Annotated in this window: 17 protein-coding genes; all 17 read right to left on the bottom strand. The window is 58.9% G+C overall.

Translation table 11 applies throughout. The features are described from left to right. Positions 1-11 precede the first annotated feature (11 nt). The 17 genes from trhP to rfbF all read right to left on the bottom strand — a co-directional run bounded on the left by trhP (position 12) and on the right by rfbF (position 18,885). Positions 12-1,367, bottom strand: coding sequence for a prephenate-dependent tRNA uridine(34) hydroxylase TrhP (gene trhP, locus NP603_RS03930; protein ID WP_256609626.1), 1,356 nt, complete (start codon positions 1,365-1,367; stop codon positions 12-14). Between the two features lie 118 nt (positions 1,368-1,485). Continuing rightward, positions 1,486-2,625, bottom strand: a complete 1,140-nt coding sequence (locus tag NP603_RS03925) for a glycosyltransferase family 4 protein (protein WP_256609625.1) — start codon at positions 2,623-2,625, stop codon at positions 1,486-1,488. Beyond that, complete coding sequence (gene asnB, locus NP603_RS03920) at positions 2,622-4,577, bottom strand: asparagine synthase (glutamine-hydrolyzing) (RefSeq protein ID WP_256609624.1); 1,956 nt, start codon at positions 4,575-4,577, stop codon at positions 2,622-2,624. The genes NP603_RS03925 and asnB overlap by 4 nt, the downstream gene beginning before the upstream one ends. 3 nt (positions 4,578-4,580) lie before the next feature. Then, positions 4,581-5,744: a glycosyltransferase family 4 protein gene (locus NP603_RS03915; RefSeq protein ID WP_256609623.1), complete on the bottom strand. Its 1,164-nt coding sequence runs from the start codon at positions 5,742-5,744 to the stop codon at positions 4,581-4,583. Continuing rightward, positions 5,731-6,534 carry a class I SAM-dependent methyltransferase gene (locus NP603_RS03910; protein WP_256609622.1) on the bottom strand — a complete coding sequence of 268 codons (804 nt, stop codon included), beginning with the start codon at positions 6,532-6,534 and terminating at the stop codon, positions 5,731-5,733. The genes NP603_RS03915 and NP603_RS03910 overlap by 14 nt, the downstream gene beginning before the upstream one ends. A gap of 109 nt (positions 6,535-6,643) precedes the next feature. Beyond that, entirely contained in the window at positions 6,644-7,543 is a 900-nt protein-coding gene (locus NP603_RS03905) for a class I SAM-dependent methyltransferase (RefSeq protein WP_256609621.1), read from the bottom strand. After that, positions 7,540-8,940: a capsular polysaccharide export protein, LipB/KpsS family gene (locus NP603_RS03900; protein WP_256609620.1), complete on the bottom strand. Its 1,401-nt coding sequence runs from the start codon at positions 8,938-8,940 to the stop codon at positions 7,540-7,542. Before NP603_RS03900 ends, NP603_RS03905 begins: the two co-directional genes overlap by 4 nt. Then, positions 8,937-10,058: a polysaccharide pyruvyl transferase family protein gene (locus NP603_RS03895; RefSeq protein WP_256609619.1), complete on the bottom strand. Its 1,122-nt coding sequence runs from the start codon at positions 10,056-10,058 to the stop codon at positions 8,937-8,939. Before NP603_RS03895 ends, NP603_RS03900 begins: the two co-directional genes overlap by 4 nt. Continuing rightward, positions 10,051-11,301, bottom strand: a complete 1,251-nt coding sequence (locus NP603_RS03890) for a glycosyltransferase (RefSeq protein WP_256609618.1) — start codon at positions 11,299-11,301, stop codon at positions 10,051-10,053. Before NP603_RS03890 ends, NP603_RS03895 begins: the two co-directional genes overlap by 8 nt. 12 nt (positions 11,302-11,313) lie before the next feature. Beyond that, entirely contained in the window at positions 11,314-12,468 is a 1,155-nt protein-coding gene (wecB, locus tag NP603_RS03885; RefSeq protein WP_256609617.1) for a non-hydrolyzing UDP-N-acetylglucosamine 2-epimerase, read from the bottom strand. Beyond that, positions 12,468-13,553 (bottom strand): acyltransferase family protein, encoded by a 1,086-nt coding sequence (locus NP603_RS03880; protein WP_256609616.1) that lies wholly within the window; start codon positions 13,551-13,553, stop codon positions 12,468-12,470. Before NP603_RS03880 ends, wecB begins: the two co-directional genes overlap by 1 nt. A 26-nt stretch (positions 13,554-13,579) precedes the next feature. After that, entirely contained in the window at positions 13,580-14,365 is a 786-nt protein-coding gene (locus NP603_RS03875) for a cephalosporin hydroxylase family protein (protein ID WP_256609615.1), read from the bottom strand. Then, complete coding sequence (locus tag NP603_RS03870) at positions 14,362-15,270, bottom strand: NAD-dependent epimerase/dehydratase family protein (protein WP_256609614.1); 909 nt, start codon at positions 15,268-15,270, stop codon at positions 14,362-14,364. Before NP603_RS03870 ends, NP603_RS03875 begins: the two co-directional genes overlap by 4 nt. Next, entirely contained in the window at positions 15,270-16,496 is a 1,227-nt protein-coding gene (locus NP603_RS03865; protein ID WP_256609613.1) for a class I SAM-dependent methyltransferase, read from the bottom strand. Before NP603_RS03865 ends, NP603_RS03870 begins: the two co-directional genes overlap by 1 nt. Further along, positions 16,493-17,053: a dTDP-4-dehydrorhamnose 3,5-epimerase gene (rfbC, locus tag NP603_RS03860; protein WP_256609612.1), complete on the bottom strand. Its 561-nt coding sequence runs from the start codon at positions 17,051-17,053 to the stop codon at positions 16,493-16,495. The genes NP603_RS03865 and rfbC overlap by 4 nt, the downstream gene beginning before the upstream one ends. Next, entirely contained in the window at positions 17,040-18,116 is a 1,077-nt protein-coding gene (gene rfbG, locus NP603_RS03855) for a CDP-glucose 4,6-dehydratase (RefSeq protein ID WP_256609611.1), read from the bottom strand. The genes rfbC and rfbG overlap by 14 nt, the downstream gene beginning before the upstream one ends. Next, positions 18,106-18,885 (bottom strand): glucose-1-phosphate cytidylyltransferase, encoded by a 780-nt coding sequence (gene rfbF / locus NP603_RS03850; RefSeq protein ID WP_256609610.1) that lies wholly within the window; start codon positions 18,883-18,885, stop codon positions 18,106-18,108. The genes rfbG and rfbF overlap by 11 nt, the downstream gene beginning before the upstream one ends. Positions 18,886-19,017: the final 132 nt, after the last annotated feature.

The raw sequence follows: 19,017 nt of genomic DNA, 5'->3' as shown, positions 1-19,017 counted from the left end.
GCCTCCGCGAATCAGTAATAACGGGCCAACAAACCGTAATCGCACTCGGCGGTCGGCAACGGAATCTTCACTTCGTAGCCGCCGCCGGCCGCTTCCTGCATCGGCTGACCGTATTTATCGACCATGTGTTCCACGACGATATCCCGGTTGCCGCTGGGCAGAATCAGTTCCAATTTGTCGCCCAGTGCAAACTTGTTTTTGACGCTGACATCGGCCATACCGGTCGCGGCATCGAAACCGGTGATTTCGCCGCAAAACTGTTGTTGGTGGCTCTTCGAATAGCCGGACAGATAGTTTTGGTGTTCGTGGGTGTGGTGGCGCTGGTAAAAGCCGTCGGTATAGCCGCGGTTGGCCAGGTTATCCAGAATGCCGAGCAATTTCGGCTGGAACGGCCGTCCGGCTAGAGCATCGTCGATAGCTTGGCGGTAAGTCTGCGCGGTACGCGCCACATAAAAATGCGACTTGGTACGGCCCTCGATTTTCAAACTATCGACGCCGATTTCCACCAAGCGTTGCACATGCTCGATCGCACGCAAATCCTTGGAGTTCATGATGTAAGTGCCGTTCTCGTCTTCCATGACCGGCAACAGCTCGCCCGGGCGCCCTTCTTCTTCCAGGAAATAAATATTGTCGGCGAGAGGATGGCGCTCGGCGCCGCCGCAACTCGCAGTGTTTAGCCCCTGGTTCAAATCGTTCATGGAAATAACCGCGCTATCGGCCAACAAATAATCGCCCTCGGCGTTTTCCACCGCCGGTTTGGTATCGTATTTCCAGCGGCAGGAATTGGTACAAGTGCCTTGGTTAGGATCGCGATGATTGAAGTAGCCCGACAGCAAGCAGCGGCCTGAATAAGCGATACACAACGCACCATGCACGAAAACTTCCAATTCCATATCGGGGCATTGCTGGCGAATCTCGGCGATCTCGTCCAGCGACAGTTCGCGCGACAGAATCACCCTTTCCACGCCCATGCTTTTCCAGAACCGGACGCTGGCATAGTTGACGGTATTGGCTTGCACCGACAAGTGAATCGGCATCTCCGGCCATTGTTCGCGGGTCATCATGATCAACCCCGGATCGGCCATGATCAGCGCATCGGGCTGCATCGCGATGATCGGCGCCATGTCCTTCAAAAAGGTTTTGATCTTGGCGTTATGCGGAATCACATTGGCAGCCAGGAAGAATTTTTTCCCCAACCGGTGCGCTTCGGCTATGCCCTTGGCCAGATTCTCGGATAGAAAATCATTGTTGCGCACCCTGAGACTGTAGCGCGGCTGTCCGGCATAAACCGCATCAGCACCGAATGCAAACGCGTAACGCATATTGCGCAAGGTACCGGCGGGAGAAAGAAGTTCGATGTGTTTCATGTCAGCTCGAGAAAAGGAAATGGCCGCCATTTTAGCAAAATTTCCGGCAAAATCAGGCCACTACAGAAAATGACATCCGGATAGCGAGGCCGCACGCAGGCAAACCGGCGCGATGCCGTCAAGCCGCACTGGTGGCGGCGAGCAATTCGCGGTAAACCGCCAGATGAGAGTCGACGATCGCTGTGACGGCATAACGCCGTTCGGCCAGTTGCCGGCCGCGCCACCCCATCTCCCGGCGTAATGCATGGTCGGCCAACAAGCGCCGAATCGCGTCGGCCAGGCCGGCGGCGTCCCTTACCGGCACTAACAAACCACTGATACCGGCTTCGATCGCATCCCGACAACCCGGCACGTCGGTAGTAATGACCGCCCGCCCGCAGGCGGCCGCCTCTTCCAAGACTCTGGGCAAGCCCTCGCGATAGGAAGGCAGTACCACGATATTGGCAGCGGCCAATAATTGCGGCATATTTTTTTGAAAGCCGAGAAATTCGATATTCGGATCGGCACGCAACGCTTCGACTTCCTGACGGCTCAGACTGGAAGGATTGCCGTCATCGCGGTCGCCGACCAGCACAAAGCGCGCGTCGCCACCCTGTTCGCGCAGCAAGCGGGCGGCCTCGACGTATTCCCTCACGCCTTTATCGTACAGCAAGCGCGCCGCCATCAACACGACCGGCCGGCCTTCCGGCTCCGGAATGACTACGAAGCGCTGCAAGTCGACTCCGGAACCGCGCACCAATACGGTGTTTTCCGGCAGGACGACGCCTAGCCCGACCATCAGATCGCGATCGGTCGGATTCTGAAAGATCACGCGGATATTCCGGTGTCCCAGCGCCAAACGGTATAGCCGGGAAACCAAAGCTCGGAGTATCCGGGTTTTAAGCCGGGTATCGGTAAACAGATAGCCCATACCGAATACCGCCGCAACCACGGCCTTGACCCCGGCCAAGCGCGCGGCGATGCCACCGTACAAAATCGGCTTTACCGTCATCAGGTAAACCAGATCGGGTTGCACCCGCTTGAATAGCGCATACATCGCCCGGAGCGCTGCCAGCTCCGCCATCGGGTTTTGGCCGCTCCGGGTCAGCACCAGCTCGTGATAGATAAAACCGAGCTCGCGGATTTCCGCCACCCGCGTCCCGGGCGGGGTCGCAACGTGGACTTCGTAACCCTGTTTCAGCGCGCCGCTGGTTTCCGGCAGCCGGTGCAGCAGAAAAAAATCCAGGTCGTTGCAGACCACCAATAGTTTGTTACTCATTGCTGATCTAGCCAGGCATTGAACATCAAAACATCCCACAACAAAAATCGCCAATTCCGCCGACCGGACAAATGCTCGGCCCATTTGCGCCTGATCGGCTCCGGATCGAAATAACCGTCGCGGCTGAGCCGCGAGCGGTCGAGCAAGGCCTCGGCCCAATCGCGCAATGGCCCGCGCAGCCACTCTTCGAGCGGTACCGCAAAACCCATTTTCGGCCGTTCGATCAATTCGCGCGGCACATGCCGGTACAACACCCGGCGCAACAGCCATTTGGCTTCGCCGTCACGGACTTTCATCTGCCGCGGCAATTTCCAGGCAAACTCGAACAAACGATGGTCAAGCAGCGGCACCCGGGTTTCCAGGCCGACATTCATTGCCGCCCGGTCGACCTTGACCAGAATGTCGTCCGGCAAATAACTGCAGCTATCGAACAACATCATTTGTTCGAGCAACTCCGGCAAAACCGGCCAACTTTTCAGCAACGCATCTCCAGAGTCGCCGTCGAGCACCACATCTGCCGGTTGCCAATGGCTGATCAGGTTCAAGTACAACTCGGCCGGATTGGCGCTATGTAACAAGCCAGCCCCTTTATGAATCTTGTCCCCCGGGAAACCGCTACGCGTGCCGGCCGGCAACAAGGGCTGGACAACAGCGTACAGAGCGTCCCAGCCTTTGACCGGTACGCCGCGTAAAACCCCGGCTAGCGCATTCCGCAGCGGCAAAGGCACCGCTGCCAGCTTGGCCCATAGCCGCTGCGCCATCCGGTAGCGGCCGTAGCCGCCGAACAATTCGTCGCCGCCGTCGCCGGACAACGCTACCGTAACCTGCTGCCGGGCCATGCGCGAAACCAGGCTTGTCGGCAATTGCGACGAATCGGCAAACGGTTCGTCGTAAATCGCCGGCAACTCGGGAATGATGGCCAATGCGTCATTGGAGCTGACGTAAAGCTCGCTATGCTCGGCACCCAAATGCCGGGCCACCGCCTTTGCGTAGCGGGCCTCGTCGAACGCATCCTCGCCAAAGCCGATGGTAAAAGTCTTGACCGGCGGTGCACCCGCAGCTCGCGCCTCGGCCTGCATTAACGCGACAATCGTCGACGAATCCACGCCGCCCGACAAAAATGCACCCAATGGCACATCGGCCACCATCTGGCCGCGCAAGGCCTCGCGCAACTTTTGTTCCAGCGCGTCGGCCGCCTCGTCTGCGGAATTAAACGTAAACGGCTCGGCCAAGCCGTCTCTAGCCGCAGCGGCTGCGGACCAGAACAGATCGGGCTCCGGCAAACTGCCTGAGGCAATCTGGCTACGGTCGAAGGTTAATAGACTGCCCGGAACCAACTTGTTGATCCGGCTATAAATACTGTACGGGCCGGGAACGTAGTTATGCCGCATGTACAGCGCCAGGGCTTGGCGATCAATGTCGCCGACGAAACCCGGAATTGCCCGCAAGGCTTTCAGTTCCGAAGCAAAAGCCAAACCGCCGGCTACCCGACCGTAATACAGCGGCTTTTCGCCCAAGCGGTCGCGCGCCAACGACAGCTCGCGCGTTTCCCGATCCCATAAAGCCAGCGCAAACATACCCACCGCCGACTCCAGCGCTTTGCGCAAACCCCAGGCGGCGATGGCCGCCAATAAGGTTTCGGTGTCGGAATGCCCGCGCCAAACCGGGGCCTGCCCGGAGCGCTCGAGTTGTTCGCGCAACGCCGGATGGTTGTAAATTTCGCCGTTGAAAACGATGGCATAGCGCCGACAGGACGACAGCATCGGTTGATGCCCGGCCGGCGACAGGTCGACGATGGACAGCCGGCGGTGCACCAAGCCGATCCCATCCTCGGCACTCCGGAAAATTCCGCTGTCGTCGGGGCCGCGACTGCGAATCGCATCGCCCATCGCTTGCAAAACCGCTTCCGGGTCGGACAGGCCAATGCCGAAAAAACCCGCTATGCCGCACATCGCTTAAGCATCCTCGGCCGCAGCCAAACTGCGGTATAGATCTTGATAACGCTGTGCCACCGCTTGAATCGAAAACTGCTCCAGCACCCGCTGCCGGGCCTGCATACCAATCGCCTGTCGCCGTTCCGGCGCCAAATCGAGCAGTTCGCCAATTGCGGCCGCCAACGTCTGCGAATCCTCGGCGACAACGACTCGGCCGCCGTCGCCCAAAACCGCCGCGGAATCGCCGACATCGGTCACCACGCACGGGACCGCGCAACTCATTGCTTCTCCGATCGCGTTGGCAAAGCCTTCCGAAACCGAGGGCGTGACGGCGATATCCAGCGCGGCAGTGATACTTGCAATATCCTGGCGCTCACCCAATAGATGCAAACGACCCTGTAAAGCGGAGCTGCGTTCGGCGTCGACAAACAAGCGGTTTTGCGAGTCGACCCCACGACCGGCCAACACGAAATGCACATCGTTGCGCCGCTCGGCCAACAGCTGGGCGGCCTTTAGAAAATTGGCATGGCCTTTCATCGGATCGTAGCGGGCGACCATGCCGACCAACACCGCTTGCGGCTGCAAGCCGAGCTCTTCCCGTAATGCAGTCCGCGCCGCCGGCTCCGGCCGGAATACGTCGGTGTCGAAACCGTTCGGCAGCCAATCGCCGCACTCCGGCGCATAACCTATGTTTTCGTGGTGCTGTCTGGCGGTTTGCGAGTTGTACAGGATTTTGGTCGCCGCTCCGGACAACCAGGCACACATGCGGATGATTTTCGCGGTACCCGGCTTTTCTTTATTGATGTCGTAAAGACTCTGCCGTACACCCCAGATCAACGGTACCCGCCGGCCGATCAGCCAGCGGCCTACCCAGGCCGCAAAATTGCCGTGGTACATCCAGCCTTGCACAATATCCGGCCGTGCCGCGAGCAAATATTTGCGCAAACGGCCGACGGCTTTCAAGCCGCTCGCCGGCGACCGAGCGCCCAAACACAATACCGGTATGCCCAAGGCGCGGATATCGTCCGCAACCGGCCCGTCGCCAATCAGGCAAACTACCCGCATGTCGAACCGCTCCCGGTCGGCATGCGCCAGCAATTTCCACAGCATACGCTCGGCACCGCCGACGTTCAGGCCGGTGATGACGTGGACGACGACGATGCGATTGGCGTTAGCGGTTGGCAAGGCGGAACACGAATTCGTTACAGCCCATGCGGCCGCCGCAAGTCGTCATTTCGGTCAACGTAAAACCGCGATCGCGGAAATGAGCGAAGACTTGTTCCGGCTTGGCCACTTCGAACGGATAACCGCCCAACCAATCGATCATGTCGTACCAGATCGTCATGCCGCGCTCGATCGACAGCCGTCCGCTGGCAGCGCGCACCAGCCAGCGCAGGCCCAGCAAGTAAGGCGCATGGCATGCGATCAACACCGGTTTGGCAATCCTGCTGCGGTTGTACAATCGTTTGACCCAGGTCCAATAGCGGCTGATCCAGCCCTGGTCGTTGTAAATCGCGATAAACAGCAAACCGCCCGGTTTGACGCAACCGGCAATATTGGCAAATGCCGCAGCCATATCGCCGGTATGGTGTAACACGCCCCAGGAATAGACCACATCGAAATCGCCCAATGCCGAGACATAGCCTCGATCCAGTACCGATCCGCTCTCGATCCGCCAGCGTTCGCAGTCCGGAAATTTAAGCTGCTTGATCCGTTCGGTACATTTAACCGAACTCGGGTCGAAATCGAAGGAATGCACCGTTGCCCCCAGGCGCGCCGCCGCCAGCGAAAACAAGCCGCTGCCGGAGCCCGCATCGAGAAAGGTCTTGCCCTGCAAAGACTCGACGCCCAGCATCCGTTTCAGCGACGCCTCCGCCGCGGCGATTTTTTCATCCGACAGCTCGGCCAAGAAACGCGCCCAATTTTCGCCGAATTCAAAACGTTCTCCGGACTCGACCTCAGCCGCGTGCCCCATGCCAATTCTCCCCTATTCTCAAAACGTTGCGGACAAGCCGCACCCCAAATTTGCCGATTCCGGCCTCTGGCCGGATGCCTGAAGTGCCGTTACGCATAAGCAATCCAAACTATTTCCGCAACAGTTTTTTTAAACCGTTTACCAGGCAGCGGTAAGGCCGGCCCAACACTTTGAAGCGCCAGGCCTGACTCATGTGCAACCAGTAGTCGCGGCGTGGAAACGCCCGCGGCGCACCGGTTTGGCCGGGTTTTGCCAAAATCATGATCGAGCCTTTCAATCGGCGGCGGGCAATCACGACGAAGCCTTCCTGCTCCAGGAGATAGACCAGCGCATCAGCACTCGGATACCAGGTGTGTGCATACCCCGGACAACTGTCGCTCAACGACGACAACAAATCGCTGACGATAACGGCGAACAGGCCGTCGGGCTTCAGCATCGCCGCCACCTGCTGCACGAACTGCCGCGGCCGGCTGACGAAATAAATCGCATGCGCGATCGAAACCACATCGAAAGCAGCCCCCGGCTGCAAATTCTCCACCTGCCCTATCGTCACCGACACTCCGGCTTTTTCGTGGAATTGCCGCGTGTTCGGATCGGCATCGACCCCTTCCGCCTGCCAGCCCTTATCGCGGAACAGGGCGACGGTTGCACCCAGTCCGCAGGCAACATCGAGAAAATGTTGCATATCCGGCCGTATAAACGGCGCGACAAAGTCGTAAGTCCGCTGCGCCCAAACTTGGCTGGCCTGCCAACGGCCTTGCCAAACAGCCTCGGCCTCGGCGGCAGGCGTATCATCGATTACCCGGTTGCGATCCCAATATTGCTGTAGTTCCGCCAGCGACACCGTCTGCGTCGGGAAGGCATTGCCGCAAGTGCCGCATAAACGCCAATGGTAACCGGCGGTTTTCAACACCCGCAGCCCGGAGTCGGGGTCCCGGAACGGTATCGGCCTGGACCGCTCGGCAGCGCAAATCGGGCAGACATAGGCTTGTTGGGGCACTGTATTCATTTGCCCACTCCGTCGATAGCCCGGCAATGTTGTATGAAGCCTTCGGCAAACGCGATTACATTGCCCTCGCGCAATACCGGTTCGCCGGCCATGCCCGGCGAACCGAATACGACGTTCTTACGTACCGAAAACACGCGGGCCAGAAAATCGACAATGTCGGCGTCGTCGACTTTGCCATCCAATTTCTCGGCAATTTTGGCGCGTAAATCGCGGAGATTGCAGACGCCGCCCAAAGCCTCGGAAAAAAAGGCGTTGCCCAAGGTAATCGACGGCCGACCCAGCAGATAGGCTTCGAAGGTGGCGGTGCCGGTCACTGAGATCGTGATCCGCGCCCGTTTTACGATTTCCGCCGACGGCATCGCGTAATGGGCCACCACGACACCGGATTTATGCAGCAACTCGCGGACGAAACTGCCGCTTCGCAGCAGTATGCAGGCCGGGTGTTCTTTGATCACTAAAACCACGTCGCTGGGCAACGCATGTCGAATCGCATCGATTGCCCGCATCTGATCGACGAAATACGGCGCCGGGGTATTTATCGAAGACTCGGGCGAATACTGCAACGGATAAAACACGAATTTTTCCGGGAGCTGTTCCAAACCGGTAATGTCGCATAGCCGTTGGTTTTTCCAGCGCCGCAAATTCCAAACAGCGTCCCGCAGCCAAGGCAGGTTATTCAAAAACGCCGCACGCAGGTAATCCCATTCGAAGCTTTCCCTGGCGTCGAACCGGCGTTGTAACGCCAAGCCCACGCGCTGCAGCAATGGCTTTTGAAATGCAGACAGAATGTTGTCTTCCGCTACGGCCTGGCCGACCGCCGGCGCTTTTGGCGCTTCCCGGAACTCTCGGAGAAACCGTTCGCCGGACTGCCTGGCAGTCGAATCGCCCGCATTCGCATACGACGGCAAGGACTCACTATCGTCCGGCGAAAAAAATATTCCGCCCAAATTGCGGCAATGGGTCGGCACGACGACCGGTATGCCTATCTGTTTGGCGCACGCCAGAAACACCTTGCCGTCCAGACCTTCCACCTGCGAGATCAGCGCATGGCTCGGCGCGAAGCGCGCCATGAACCGTCTGGCACCGCGGTACAGGTTCATCGCCCGTTGCAATTGGAGCTGCGAGCGGGCGAATTTGAAATTGCGTTTTTCGCTGTCGATATCGCGGTGCAGGCTGCCCGGATACAGCAAAACTTTCTCTTCCGCAGAGCAAGAGCCATCGTTGCCGTTCAACACGAACACGTTGTCCCGGCCGAGCAGCGACACCATCAAGGCCTCGTGGTGCGGCGACGACAAGATAATCGCCCATTCCACTTCCGGATAGCGGCGTCTGGCGTATTCGATCACGTGGTAAAACAGTATCGGGAACGAGCCGAACCCGTGCAAAATCACCCTCATTTCAGATATTCCTCGATTGGGCCGAAATTTTCCGCAGACAAGGCTTGCCAGCAGGCAAGATTGGCGCCATCGACCATTCGGCCCGCTGCTCCCCCTATCGTCGCGGCGATCAACCCAGCGCGCGCCTCGGAAAGCGAAAGAAACGGCATACCGGCATCCAGGCAAAAATCCGACAGCTTGCTATCGCGGCCAATCCCGACAAACGGCAGGCCCAGCAAAGCCGCCATGACCAGACCGTGAAACCGCATACCGACAACGATATCGAGTTCGGCGAATTGCCGGCACAATGCATCCGGGTCCGACGAAACCCTGAGCAGTTCGACGCGCTCGCCGGCGATGCCGACGGCCTGCAGCAACTTGGTATCGGACACGCCAGCCTGCGGATCGTCCAGCTCTTGAAACGACAACAGCCGGATCGACCAACCATTGTCGCGTAATTCCGCCAAATCCGCGGCAAGAACGCTAAAAAAATGCGGATACGCGCCGGTCGCGGCGCCGATATCGCTGGCCGCCAACGTGACGCCGACAGTTTTGCCGGCCGAGGTTGTCGGCACCGTCGGCAACTGCAATGAGAACACCAGATCAGCCGTACGCCTGACGCGATTGCCGCCGATCACCTGCCGGCAATGGCGCCACGACGAGGCGTCGCGCACGGCAAAATCATCGCTCAGCGCCAGGATCGCCGCCATTAACAATCTGGCCGAAATGCCGGGCATTTCGGCGACGCCGGCCCCCAGCACAAACACTCGGGCGCCTCTGAGCCGGGCTTGAACGACGGCCAGGAAAATCAACACCAGATTGGTCAACGCGCCGCCGCGGGCGTGAAACAGCGTACCGCCACCGAAAACCATGGCCCGGCAACCGGCCAGCGACCGCCAATTGACCGCCAGATAGTCGAGCAGGCGCCGCCACTTCGGCAGATTCGGCTGCAACAGAATCCGCTCCTGGCAGCTGAATTCGACGTTTTCGCTTTGCAAGTCGGCTACCGGATGCAGGCTGCGCACGACAAAACTCGAATCCGGCGCCGCCGAGCGCAAGCGCCGCAAAATCGCCGCCAACAGCAAATCGTCGCCGACGTTGCCGAAGCCGTAATAGCCGTAGAGAAAAACCTTACCCATCCGCAGCGCTGCCGGCCAGTTCGCCGAGAATAGAACGGAACCTTTCCGCCACCGCATCGGCGCTGTAAGCCGCGCGCACTTGCGGATCACCCCAGGCCGACGTAATTCCCGCCGCCCTGCGCTCGCGAATAGTTTGCAAAACCTGCTGCAGAGACTCGGCGATTTCGGCCGGCCGGCGCGGATTGGCGACGGCGCCGCCGAGCTTGGAAATTAACTGCGCCGATGCGCCGGGCGGTACGATGCCGAAAATCGGCACGCCGGCTCCCAAATAATCGACCAGCTTCCCGGGCAGAAACACGCTTAGGTCGTCCGGCGCATCGATCACCAATAACAAATCGGATTGCTTCATCAATGCCAGCGAGGCCGAATAATCGACGGTAGGCACCACGGTTACCAATCCGTCCGGCAAGGACCGGTAGGCCGCCGATGTCAGCATCCTGGGCGGCACTCCGCCGACCAATTCGATGCGGACGCCGCACAGTTCGTCCGGCCGCTCGCGCAGAATGGCCGCCAAAGCCTCGAACAACGGCTGCGGCGACCGGTGGCCGTAGAAATTCCCCAAATAACGGATCAACAGCGGCGCATCCGGATCGCGTGGCGAGTCGCCGTAAGCGCCGGGCTCGAAACCGTGCGGCAGGACCCGGGCCTTCTCCCGCCACGCCGCGGGATATTTGGCCATCACCAAATCCACGGTTTCTTGCGAGGTAAAAATGATGCGATCGGCGGCGGCAACCACTTCGCGTTCCAATTGGCGGTTACGGATGTTCGCCAGGAAAAACCGGCGCCGGAACGGGTTATCCGCCCAGGGATCGCTGAAATGCGCCACCCACGGCAAACCGTAGCGGCGTTTCAAACGCAGGCCGAGCAGATGGTCCGACATCGGCTCGCCGAAGCTCAGCAAAGCGTCCGCCGCAAAATCGCCCTGCGCCAAGCGCTCGACCACGACACGCTCGGCCAGCGGCACCCAGCCCAGGAATTCGTCGGGGGCCCGCGCGTACAAGGGCAGCAGATTCGCCGCAATTCGATGCCACAGGCCGGATAAGGGCGCACGGTACGCCACCGGCAATCTAAACAGTAAGCGGCTGTCGAAATCGGGATACGCATCCAGCCCGTTCGCCAAGGCCTCCACCTGGCCCGTGACGGCGGCTATCGGCAGCCGGGCATGGTAAAGCAGACGGCCGATCTGGATAGCTTGCGAATAGAGATTGGGCGGCAGCACGTAGGATACGGCAAGTAGTTTCATAGTAAGGCGCGGTCAAACCGGGGAATGGGCGGCGATGGCATCGATAATCCGTTCCGACGCCAGTCCGTCGCCGTAAACATCGGCACGATCCGCCAGCGGCCAGCGGCCTTCCAAGGCGTCTATCGTATAACCGGTTATTTTAACGGGATCGGTTCCGGCCAGGCGAATCAAACCGGTTTCGAGGCCCTCGGTCCTCTCGGTCTCGTCTCGCAACACCACGACGCGTTTGCCCAGACTCGGCGCCTCTTCCTGCACGCCGCCGGAATCGGTCAAAATCAATTCGGCGTCCGCCATCAGGCTGACGAACGGCAAATATTCCAAAGGCTCGATCAATTGAACGTTGGCGATACCGCTTCCCAGCAGCCTGTTTACCGTTTCTCTGACCCGCGGGTTCGGATGCACCGGGTAAATAAAATCGTAACAGGGAAAACGGCCGGCAAGCTGCAATATCGCCGAGCAGATGGCCTCCAGACCGGCGCCGAAACTCTCCCGCCGGTGGCAGGTGACCAGTACGTAAGGCCGGCGCTCAGACAAGTTCACGGCTTTCAAACCGGCCGCGTTCAATAATTTCGCCGCCCTGTCCCGCAACATCGCGTCGTCCGTCAAGCGCTTAACCAGGCCCTTCAAAGCGTCGATGCCGGTATTTCCGGTCACCAACATTCTGTCCGGTGGGATCCCTTCGGCCAGCAGGTTTTCCGCGGCAGACCGGGTCGGCGGAAAATGCAGCGTCGCCAATTCGGAGACCAGCCGCCGATTCATCTCCTCCGGCCACGGAGCATAGATATTGCCGGTGCGTAAGCCGGCTTCGACATGGGCTACCGGCACCTTCCGGTAAAAAGCCGCGAGTGCCGCGGCAAAACTGGTCGTCGTATCACCCTGCACCACGACCCAATCCGGCCGGCAGCGGTCCAGACAATCCTGCATCCGCGTCAGGATATCGACGGTGATCCCGGTCAGGGTTTGTTCGGCACGCATGATGTCCAAATCGAAATCGGCATGCAAGCCGAACAACTCCAACACTTGATCCGACATCTGCCGATGCTGGCCGGTGTTGCAAACCAGAAAATCGAATTGGCTCCGATTTTTGCCGGCCAAAACCAAAGGCGATAGCTTGATCGCCTCCGGCCGGGTACCCAAAACCACCAAAACCGTTCTTGCCGCTGCCATTAACGTTTCCAAAACCTGGAGAGTTGACCCAAAAACTGCGCTTCATGGGTTTTGCAAAACCGTACCGACGGCAGTTCGACCAGGATGTAACTCAGATAAGCCACCCAGGTCGACACCACCACCACGACGGCAACAGCCAGCAGATTGCCAGCGAGGCTCTGCTGGCGGCCGATCCATTCGAACGCCGAGTAACCGACCAGCGTGTGGTACAAATAATTGCTGTAGGAAACCTTGCCGAAAAACGCCAGCAAAGCCATCGAGAATCCGGATTGCAAAAGTCCGGCCATGGCCGCAGCGCCGCCGAGAATATAGGCCATCGACCAAAGCGGATAGATGCCGTCGAACACGGCAACGTTAAGTCCGGCCAGCAAGGCGGTCAAAGCCAACCTTAACAGGCTTACCCCCGCCCAATCGGATTTCTCCGCCTGAAACACCTGGATGCCGACAAAAAAAACCGGAAAAAACGTCAATAGCTGACTGGCCTGCCCCCTAAGCACAAACATCGCAGCATTAGCCAGGGTAAACAATACCGGTGCCGCCGAAACGAAACGATTCTTTAAGAAATGGGAGTACAAAGCGATAAACACGTAAAACTTCACTTCGATCAACAGGGTCCAATATACGTTGCTGACATTCGGTAACCTGAACAGGTCGGACAGCATCGTAAAATTGGCCAGGTAGGTCGCATTGGAGTGGATTGCCAAACCGAAACCCAGTTGGCCGGCAATGAACAACACCAGCAGGTTCAACCAATACGCCGGAAAAATTTTGAAAAACCTCCGGCATAGAAATGCGCCGATATTGCAGTTCTGTAAGCTCTTGAATATCAAGTATCCGCTTAGCAAAAAGAACACAATCACGCCGCCCCTGCCCATGGTGGCAAACGATGTTGCCAAGTTGCCGAAGACCAAGCGCTGCGGCAGAAAATGGCCGCAAATCACCATCAAAATGGCGATGCCGCGAAAAAAATCCAGAGTTGCGATACGTTCGCCGCGTTGCGCCACGGCAGTCGGAGCACCGGCAAAACCGGCATTGGCGACAACAGCGTGGGCAATCGGCACAGAAAGACCAGGAAAATGGGGCATCGGCAAGGCCGGCGGTCGAACTGCAGTTAGCGCAGGCGTTTCAAAAAGCCGTCCGGGGCCACCGAAATCTGCAGTTTATGATCCAAACCTTTGTCGATCTCGAATTCGGGATGCGACTGCAAATATTGCCTGACCGCGGTTTTCGGATTGTCGCCCGGCCCCCAAGGACGATCCGGGAACAGATCGGCCGGCATGTCCTCTACCATGGTATCGAACACCACGCAGTAACTGCCTACCGTCGTCAGCGGCGCGTAGGCTTCCAGCTCGGCCAGCACGTGCTCGTGGGTGTGGTTGGAATCGAGGCACACCAAAATCCGCTGCGAACCTTCCGCGCGAGCTTTGACCTCGGCCACGGTTTCCGGGGCGATGCTGGAGCCCTGGATCATTTCGATCCGCGAGCTCATCGGATGGGCTTCGATCGCCGCCCGGTTATGGGCGCGAATATCGATATCGATGCCGATCACTTTGCGGCGGAAATCGCGCAGATTCAGCGTCTGCTCGCCGGCTTCGATCGCTTCGGCCATGTCCAGCAACGCCAGCATCGATGCGCTGAAAATCAATGATCCGCCGTGAGCGATACCGGTCTCGACGATCAGGTCGGGCTTGACCGACCAAATCAGCTCCTGCATCGCCACGATATCCTGCGGGTACTGAATGATCGGCCGCCCCATCCAATCGAACTGGTAAGAATATTTGCCGGCTTGAGCGAAATTCATCCAGGCGCGAGTCAGCTGTTCGCCCGCATTGTTTGCCGCGAAAGCCTGGCGGATAGACTCTCTTTCATGCGCAAACTGTGTTACCGGATCCATCATTCACTCCCCTTCAATTCGTTAATTTTAATTCGGTAATCGGCAAGGCCGTCGCGGATCGATATCCGTGCGGCCCAACCGGTTGCAGCCAGTTTATCCGCGCAGCCAACCAGCAGCAGCGGATCGTATTCGGCCACTGGCACGGCGCCGAATTCGACAGCCGGCACGGCTTCGAACAAACCGGCGCAGATCGCCACGATATCCGCCAGCCGCATAGGTTCGCCCGACGCGATGTTAAACACGCCGGCCGCCGAAGTATTTGCCGCCAAATGGGCGAAAGCCGATGCGACATCGCTGGCGTGCAGAAAATCGCGAAACTGCCGGCCGTGGCTGCACTTCAAAACTTCGCCCCGGGCCATGGCTGAGAGCACGGACGGCACGAATCGCGCCGCCGGTTCGCCCGGCCCGTACGGCGTAAAAATCCGCCCCCACACCCATTCGATGCCGTTGTCGCGGCAAAAACCTTCGGTAAATTGCCGGGTGGCATCCTTACACTTGCCGTACAGCGTTACCGGCGCAGTTGGCGTTTTGCCTTCGACGCAATAGCCGTAATTCCAGTCGTACTCGGCGCAGGTCCCGGCAATCACCGCCCGCTTGCCGCCAAATTCTTTAAATGCTGCCAGCAAATTCGCCGTCGCATCGCACCAGGCAAAATTTTCGGCTGCGGTCCAGAACCGGCCGTGCTCGACGAACCAGGCCAAATGAATCAAGCACTCGGCTTCGGCTTGGGCCATCGCTTGCCTGGCTTGGCCGACATCCAACAAATCGGCCTGCAACCAGGTCAGGCCGGGCTGCGGCGCATGATCGGAACGCCTGGAAACGGCAGCCACCTGATGGCCCTGCGCCAGCAGGATCGACAACAGATAACGGCCAATGAAGCCGTCGGCACCGGTAACCGCGATTCGCATTAGAGGACCGTTAACTCCGGCACGGCAATGGCGAAACGGCCGCCCCAATCCCGCACGTAATCGAGTTGCGCAACCACTTCGCGCTGCAAATTCCACGGCAATATCAGCACATAATCGGGCTTATCGCGTTGCAAATGCTGCTCGTCGACAATCGGTATCCGGCTGCCGGGCAGCCATTTACCTTGCTTGGCCGGATTGCGGTCGACGACATAGGCAATCAGATCCGGCCGCACGCCGGCGTAATTGAGCAAGGTATTGCCTTTTGCCGCTGCGCCATAAGCCGCGACTTTCTTGCCGTTGCGGGCCGCGTCCAGCAAAAAGCTTAGCAGATCGTTCTTCAACGCATCGGCCCGCTTCTGGAATCCGGCGTAAAAAGCCACCCCGGCCATGCCGGCCTGAACCTCGCGCCGCAATAACTCGGCCACGGCTGGCTCGACCGGCTGTGCGCCGTCGGCGGTGCGCTGGGCAAACACCCGCAAGCTGCCGCCATGGGTCGGTAATTCCTCGACATCGAATACCGTCAAACCGTTTTCCGCGAATATCCTTTGCACGGCGGTCAACGACAGATAGGAAAAATGCTCGTGGTATATCGTATCGAACTGATTGCTTTCGATCAGATTCAGCAAGTGCGGAAACTCGAAGGTCGCGACGCCGGCCGGCTTCAGCAACACCGCAAAGCCGCGGACGAAATCGTTAATGTCGGGGACATGCGCCAGCACATTGTTCGCCGCCATCAAATCGGCCCGGACGCCTGCGGCAACCAGCTGCTCGGCCAATTGTGCGCCGAAAAACTCCTCGACCACCTGCAAGCCCTTATCGCGGGCAGCTTGGGCGGTGCTTGCGGTTGGTTCGATACCTAATGCGCCTATCCCGCGTGCCTGCACATATTGCAACAAATAACCATCGTTCGATGCCACTTCCACCACCAACGACCCGGCATCCAGACCGAAACGCCGGACCATCGCCGCGACGTAATTTTCAGCGTGTTGCAGCCAGGTCGACGAGAACGAACTGAAATAGGCGTAATCGGCCGAAAAAAATTCGGCGCAATGGGCATAATCCTCGGTTTGCACCAACCAGCACTGCTGGCAGACCAGTACCCGCAACGGGTACCAGCGTTCCGGCGCATGCAAGGTTTCGGCGGTCAGATAGGAATTCGAAGGCGGCGCGCTGCCCAGATCGATCAGCGGCAGAGAGAGTTCGGAACCGCAATGACGGCATTTCATAGCTCGATACCTTGAAAATCGGATGGTAGGTTTGAGTGTTGCCGATCGCGCTCCGACATTTCGGTAATCGCCAACGGCCAATCGATAGCCACTCTCGGTTCCAACGCATGCAACGCACCTTCCGCACTCGGCGCATAGGCCGCGCTATGCAAATACAACAATTCGCAGTCGTCCTCCAAAGTCTGGAAACCGTGGGCGAAACCTTGCGGAATCAGCAGCGACTCGCGGTTATTAGCTGACAATTCCACGCCGTACCAGTGTAGAAAGGTCGGCGAACCGCTGCGCAAATCGACCGCAACATCGAATATCCGCCCGCGAAGGCAACTGACCAGTTTGGTCTCGGCGTGGGGCGAATACTGGAAATGCAGGCCCCTGACCGTACCGCGGCGGCGAGTCAGCGTCTGGTTGATCTGAGCGATCGGTTCCGAAAAGCCGGCAGCGTTTAATTCGTCCGCGCAGAAAAACCGGGAAAAATAGCCGCGACTGTCTTCCGAACAGCGCCGCCGAATCAATTTCAATCCGGCCAACGGCGCCGCGATGACTTCAAATTGCGCCAAGACCGTCTCCATGCGGCGCTCGCCGGTAATCCCGAATTTGTCTGACGCTGAACTCGGCCATGTCCTCGCCGTTGCGCCAAGCTTGGTGCCAGGCGGCAGTTTTTTCGATGGCAATCTGCAAGCGCCAGCGCGGTTGCCAAGCCAAACGCTGCCGGGCTTTGCTGCTGTCCAGGCTCAGAAAATGCGCTTCGTGCAGATCGCTCGGTTCTGAACGCCAATTCAGAGTCGGGAAGCACTTCGCCAATTCGCCCAGCAACCAAGCCACCGGCTTGGCGTCCTGTTCGTGCGGTCCGAAATTCCAGCCTTCGGCGAATGACTCGCCATGCTCGAATAAATGCTCAGCCAACACCAAATAGCCGGATAGCGGTTCCAACACATGTTGCCAGGGCCGCGTCGCATTCGGTGCCCGAATCACCAATTCTTCGCCGCGGTCCAACGCACGCAGCGCGTCCGGAAGCAAACGGTCTTCCGCCCAATCGCCGCCGCCGATCACGTTGCCGGCACGGGCCGAGGCCAAATGCACACCCGCCTGCGCCAGAAACGACGCCCGGTAAGCGGCCGTCACCAATTCCGCACAGCCTTTGCTGGCCGAATAAGGATCGCGGCCGCCCATGGCTTCGTTCTCGCGGTAAGGCCACAACCACTCGCGGTTTTCGTAACACTTATCGGTGGTAACGTTGACAACGGCGCGGACCGTGCTTTGCCGGCGCACCGCCTCCAGTACATTTACCGTTCCCAGCACGTTGACCTGAAAAGTCTCGACCGGCTCGCGGTAGGAATACCGTACCAAAGGTTGGGCCGCCAGATGCAAGACGATATCAGGCCGGGCCTGGTCCAGCGCCGCCGCCAAAGCAGGCAGATCGCGAATATCCGCCAGCACATGCGCGGCGAGCAGCGATTCCACGCCGGCCTCGACAAACAGCGCCGGTGCAGTGGCCGGAGGCAAGGCATAGCCGTAAACCGTCGCGCCCAACGAATGCAATAGCATCGTCAACCAGGAACCTTTGAAACCGGTATGGCCGGTGACGAACACCCGCTTGCCTTGCCAGAATTCAGGATTCATGCCAAACCTTCCACGGTGCGGCCCCGGATTGCCACAACTCCTCGAGCTGATTCTTGTCGCGTAGCGTATCCATCGGCTGCCAAAAGCCGGCGTGTTCGAACGCCATCAGTTGGCTTTGCTGCGCCAAACGGGTCAATGGCTCGGCTTCCCAATGGGTTGCATCGCCGTCGATGTACGTCACGCACTCGGGAGATAACACGAAGAAACCGCCGTTGATCCAGCCACCGTCGCCTTTCGGTTTTTCCATGAAGCCTTTGACCCGGGTTCCGGCCAAATCCAAGGCGCCGTAGCGCCCGGCAGGCTGGACGGCGGTGACGGTGGCCAACTTGCCGTGGCCTTGGTGAAAGCGAATCGCAGCGGAAATATCGACATCGGCCACGCCGTCGCCGTAGGTGAAACAAAATGCCGTTTCGTTTTGCAGATAGGCGGCGACCCGTTTCAAGCGGCCGCCGGTCATGGTGTCGTCGCCGGTGTCGACCAGCGTCACCCGCCAAGGTTCGGCGTAGCGGTGGTGGACTTCCATTTGGTTTTTTTGCATGTCGAAGGTGACGTCCGACATATGCAGAAAATAATTGGCGAAATACTCCTTGATGACATATCCCTTGTAACCGCAGCACACGATGAACTCGTTAATGCCGTGCGCGGAGTATATCTTCATGATGTGCCACAGAATCGGCTTGCCGCCGATTTCGATCATCGGTTTGGGGCGGGAAACGGTTTCTTCGCTGATGCGGGTACCGAGCCCGCCGGCCAGAATGACTGCTTTCATGAATCAACTTTAAAAAGGTCGGCAGCCAATCGGCGGGGCTGTAACGGACGCACCATTTTATTTTTCAACGCGAGCGAGCTAAAGAAAAAACGGTGGATGATACACGATAGGCCGACGGCTTTCACCTGCGAA

This window comes from Methylomonas aurea (assembly GCF_024505045.1).
GTDB lineage: Bacteria > Pseudomonadota > Gammaproteobacteria > Methylococcales > Methylomonadaceae > Methylomonas > Methylomonas aurea.
This window is presented reverse-complemented; position numbering and strand designations above follow the sequence as displayed.

Coding starts and splice junctions, on each gene's coding strand:
- NP603_RS03905 (WP_256609621.1), bottom strand. CDS start 7,543: ATGAATACAGTGCCCCAACAAGCCTATGTCTGCCCGATTTGCGCTGCC.
- NP603_RS03865 (WP_256609613.1), bottom strand. CDS start 16,496: ATGAAATGCCGTCATTGCGGTTCCGAACTCTCTCTGCCGCTGATCGAT.
- NP603_RS03910 (WP_256609622.1), bottom strand. CDS start 6,534: ATGGGGCACGCGGCTGAGGTCGAGTCCGGAGAACGTTTTGAATTCGGC.
- NP603_RS03870 (WP_256609614.1), bottom strand. CDS start 15,270: ATGCGAATCGCGGTTACCGGTGCCGACGGCTTCATTGGCCGTTATCTG.
- NP603_RS03925 (WP_256609625.1), bottom strand. CDS start 2,625: ATGAGTAACAAACTATTGGTGGTCTGCAACGACCTGGATTTTTTTCTG.
- asnB (WP_256609624.1), bottom strand. CDS start 4,577: ATGTGCGGCATAGCGGGTTTTTTCGGCATTGGCCTGTCCGACCCGGAA.
- trhP (WP_256609626.1), bottom strand. CDS start 1,367: ATGAAACACATCGAACTTCTTTCTCCCGCCGGTACCTTGCGCAATATG.
- NP603_RS03895 (WP_256609619.1), bottom strand. CDS start 10,058: ATGGGTAAGGTTTTTCTCTACGGCTATTACGGCTTCGGCAACGTCGGC.
- NP603_RS03875 (WP_256609615.1), bottom strand. CDS start 14,365: ATGATGGATCCGGTAACACAGTTTGCGCATGAAAGAGAGTCTATCCGC.
- NP603_RS03890 (WP_256609618.1), bottom strand. CDS start 11,301: ATGAAACTACTTGCCGTATCCTACGTGCTGCCGCCCAATCTCTATTCG.
- rfbF (WP_256609610.1), bottom strand. CDS start 18,885: ATGAAAGCAGTCATTCTGGCCGGCGGGCTCGGTACCCGCATCAGCGAA.
- wecB (WP_256609617.1), bottom strand. CDS start 12,468: ATGGCAGCGGCAAGAACGGTTTTGGTGGTTTTGGGTACCCGGCCGGAG.
- rfbG (WP_256609611.1), bottom strand. CDS start 18,116: ATGAATCCTGAATTCTGGCAAGGCAAGCGGGTGTTCGTCACCGGCCAT.
- NP603_RS03900 (WP_256609620.1), bottom strand. CDS start 8,940: ATGAGGGTGATTTTGCACGGGTTCGGCTCGTTCCCGATACTGTTTTAC.
- NP603_RS03880 (WP_256609616.1), bottom strand. CDS start 13,553: ATGCCCCATTTTCCTGGTCTTTCTGTGCCGATTGCCCACGCTGTTGTC.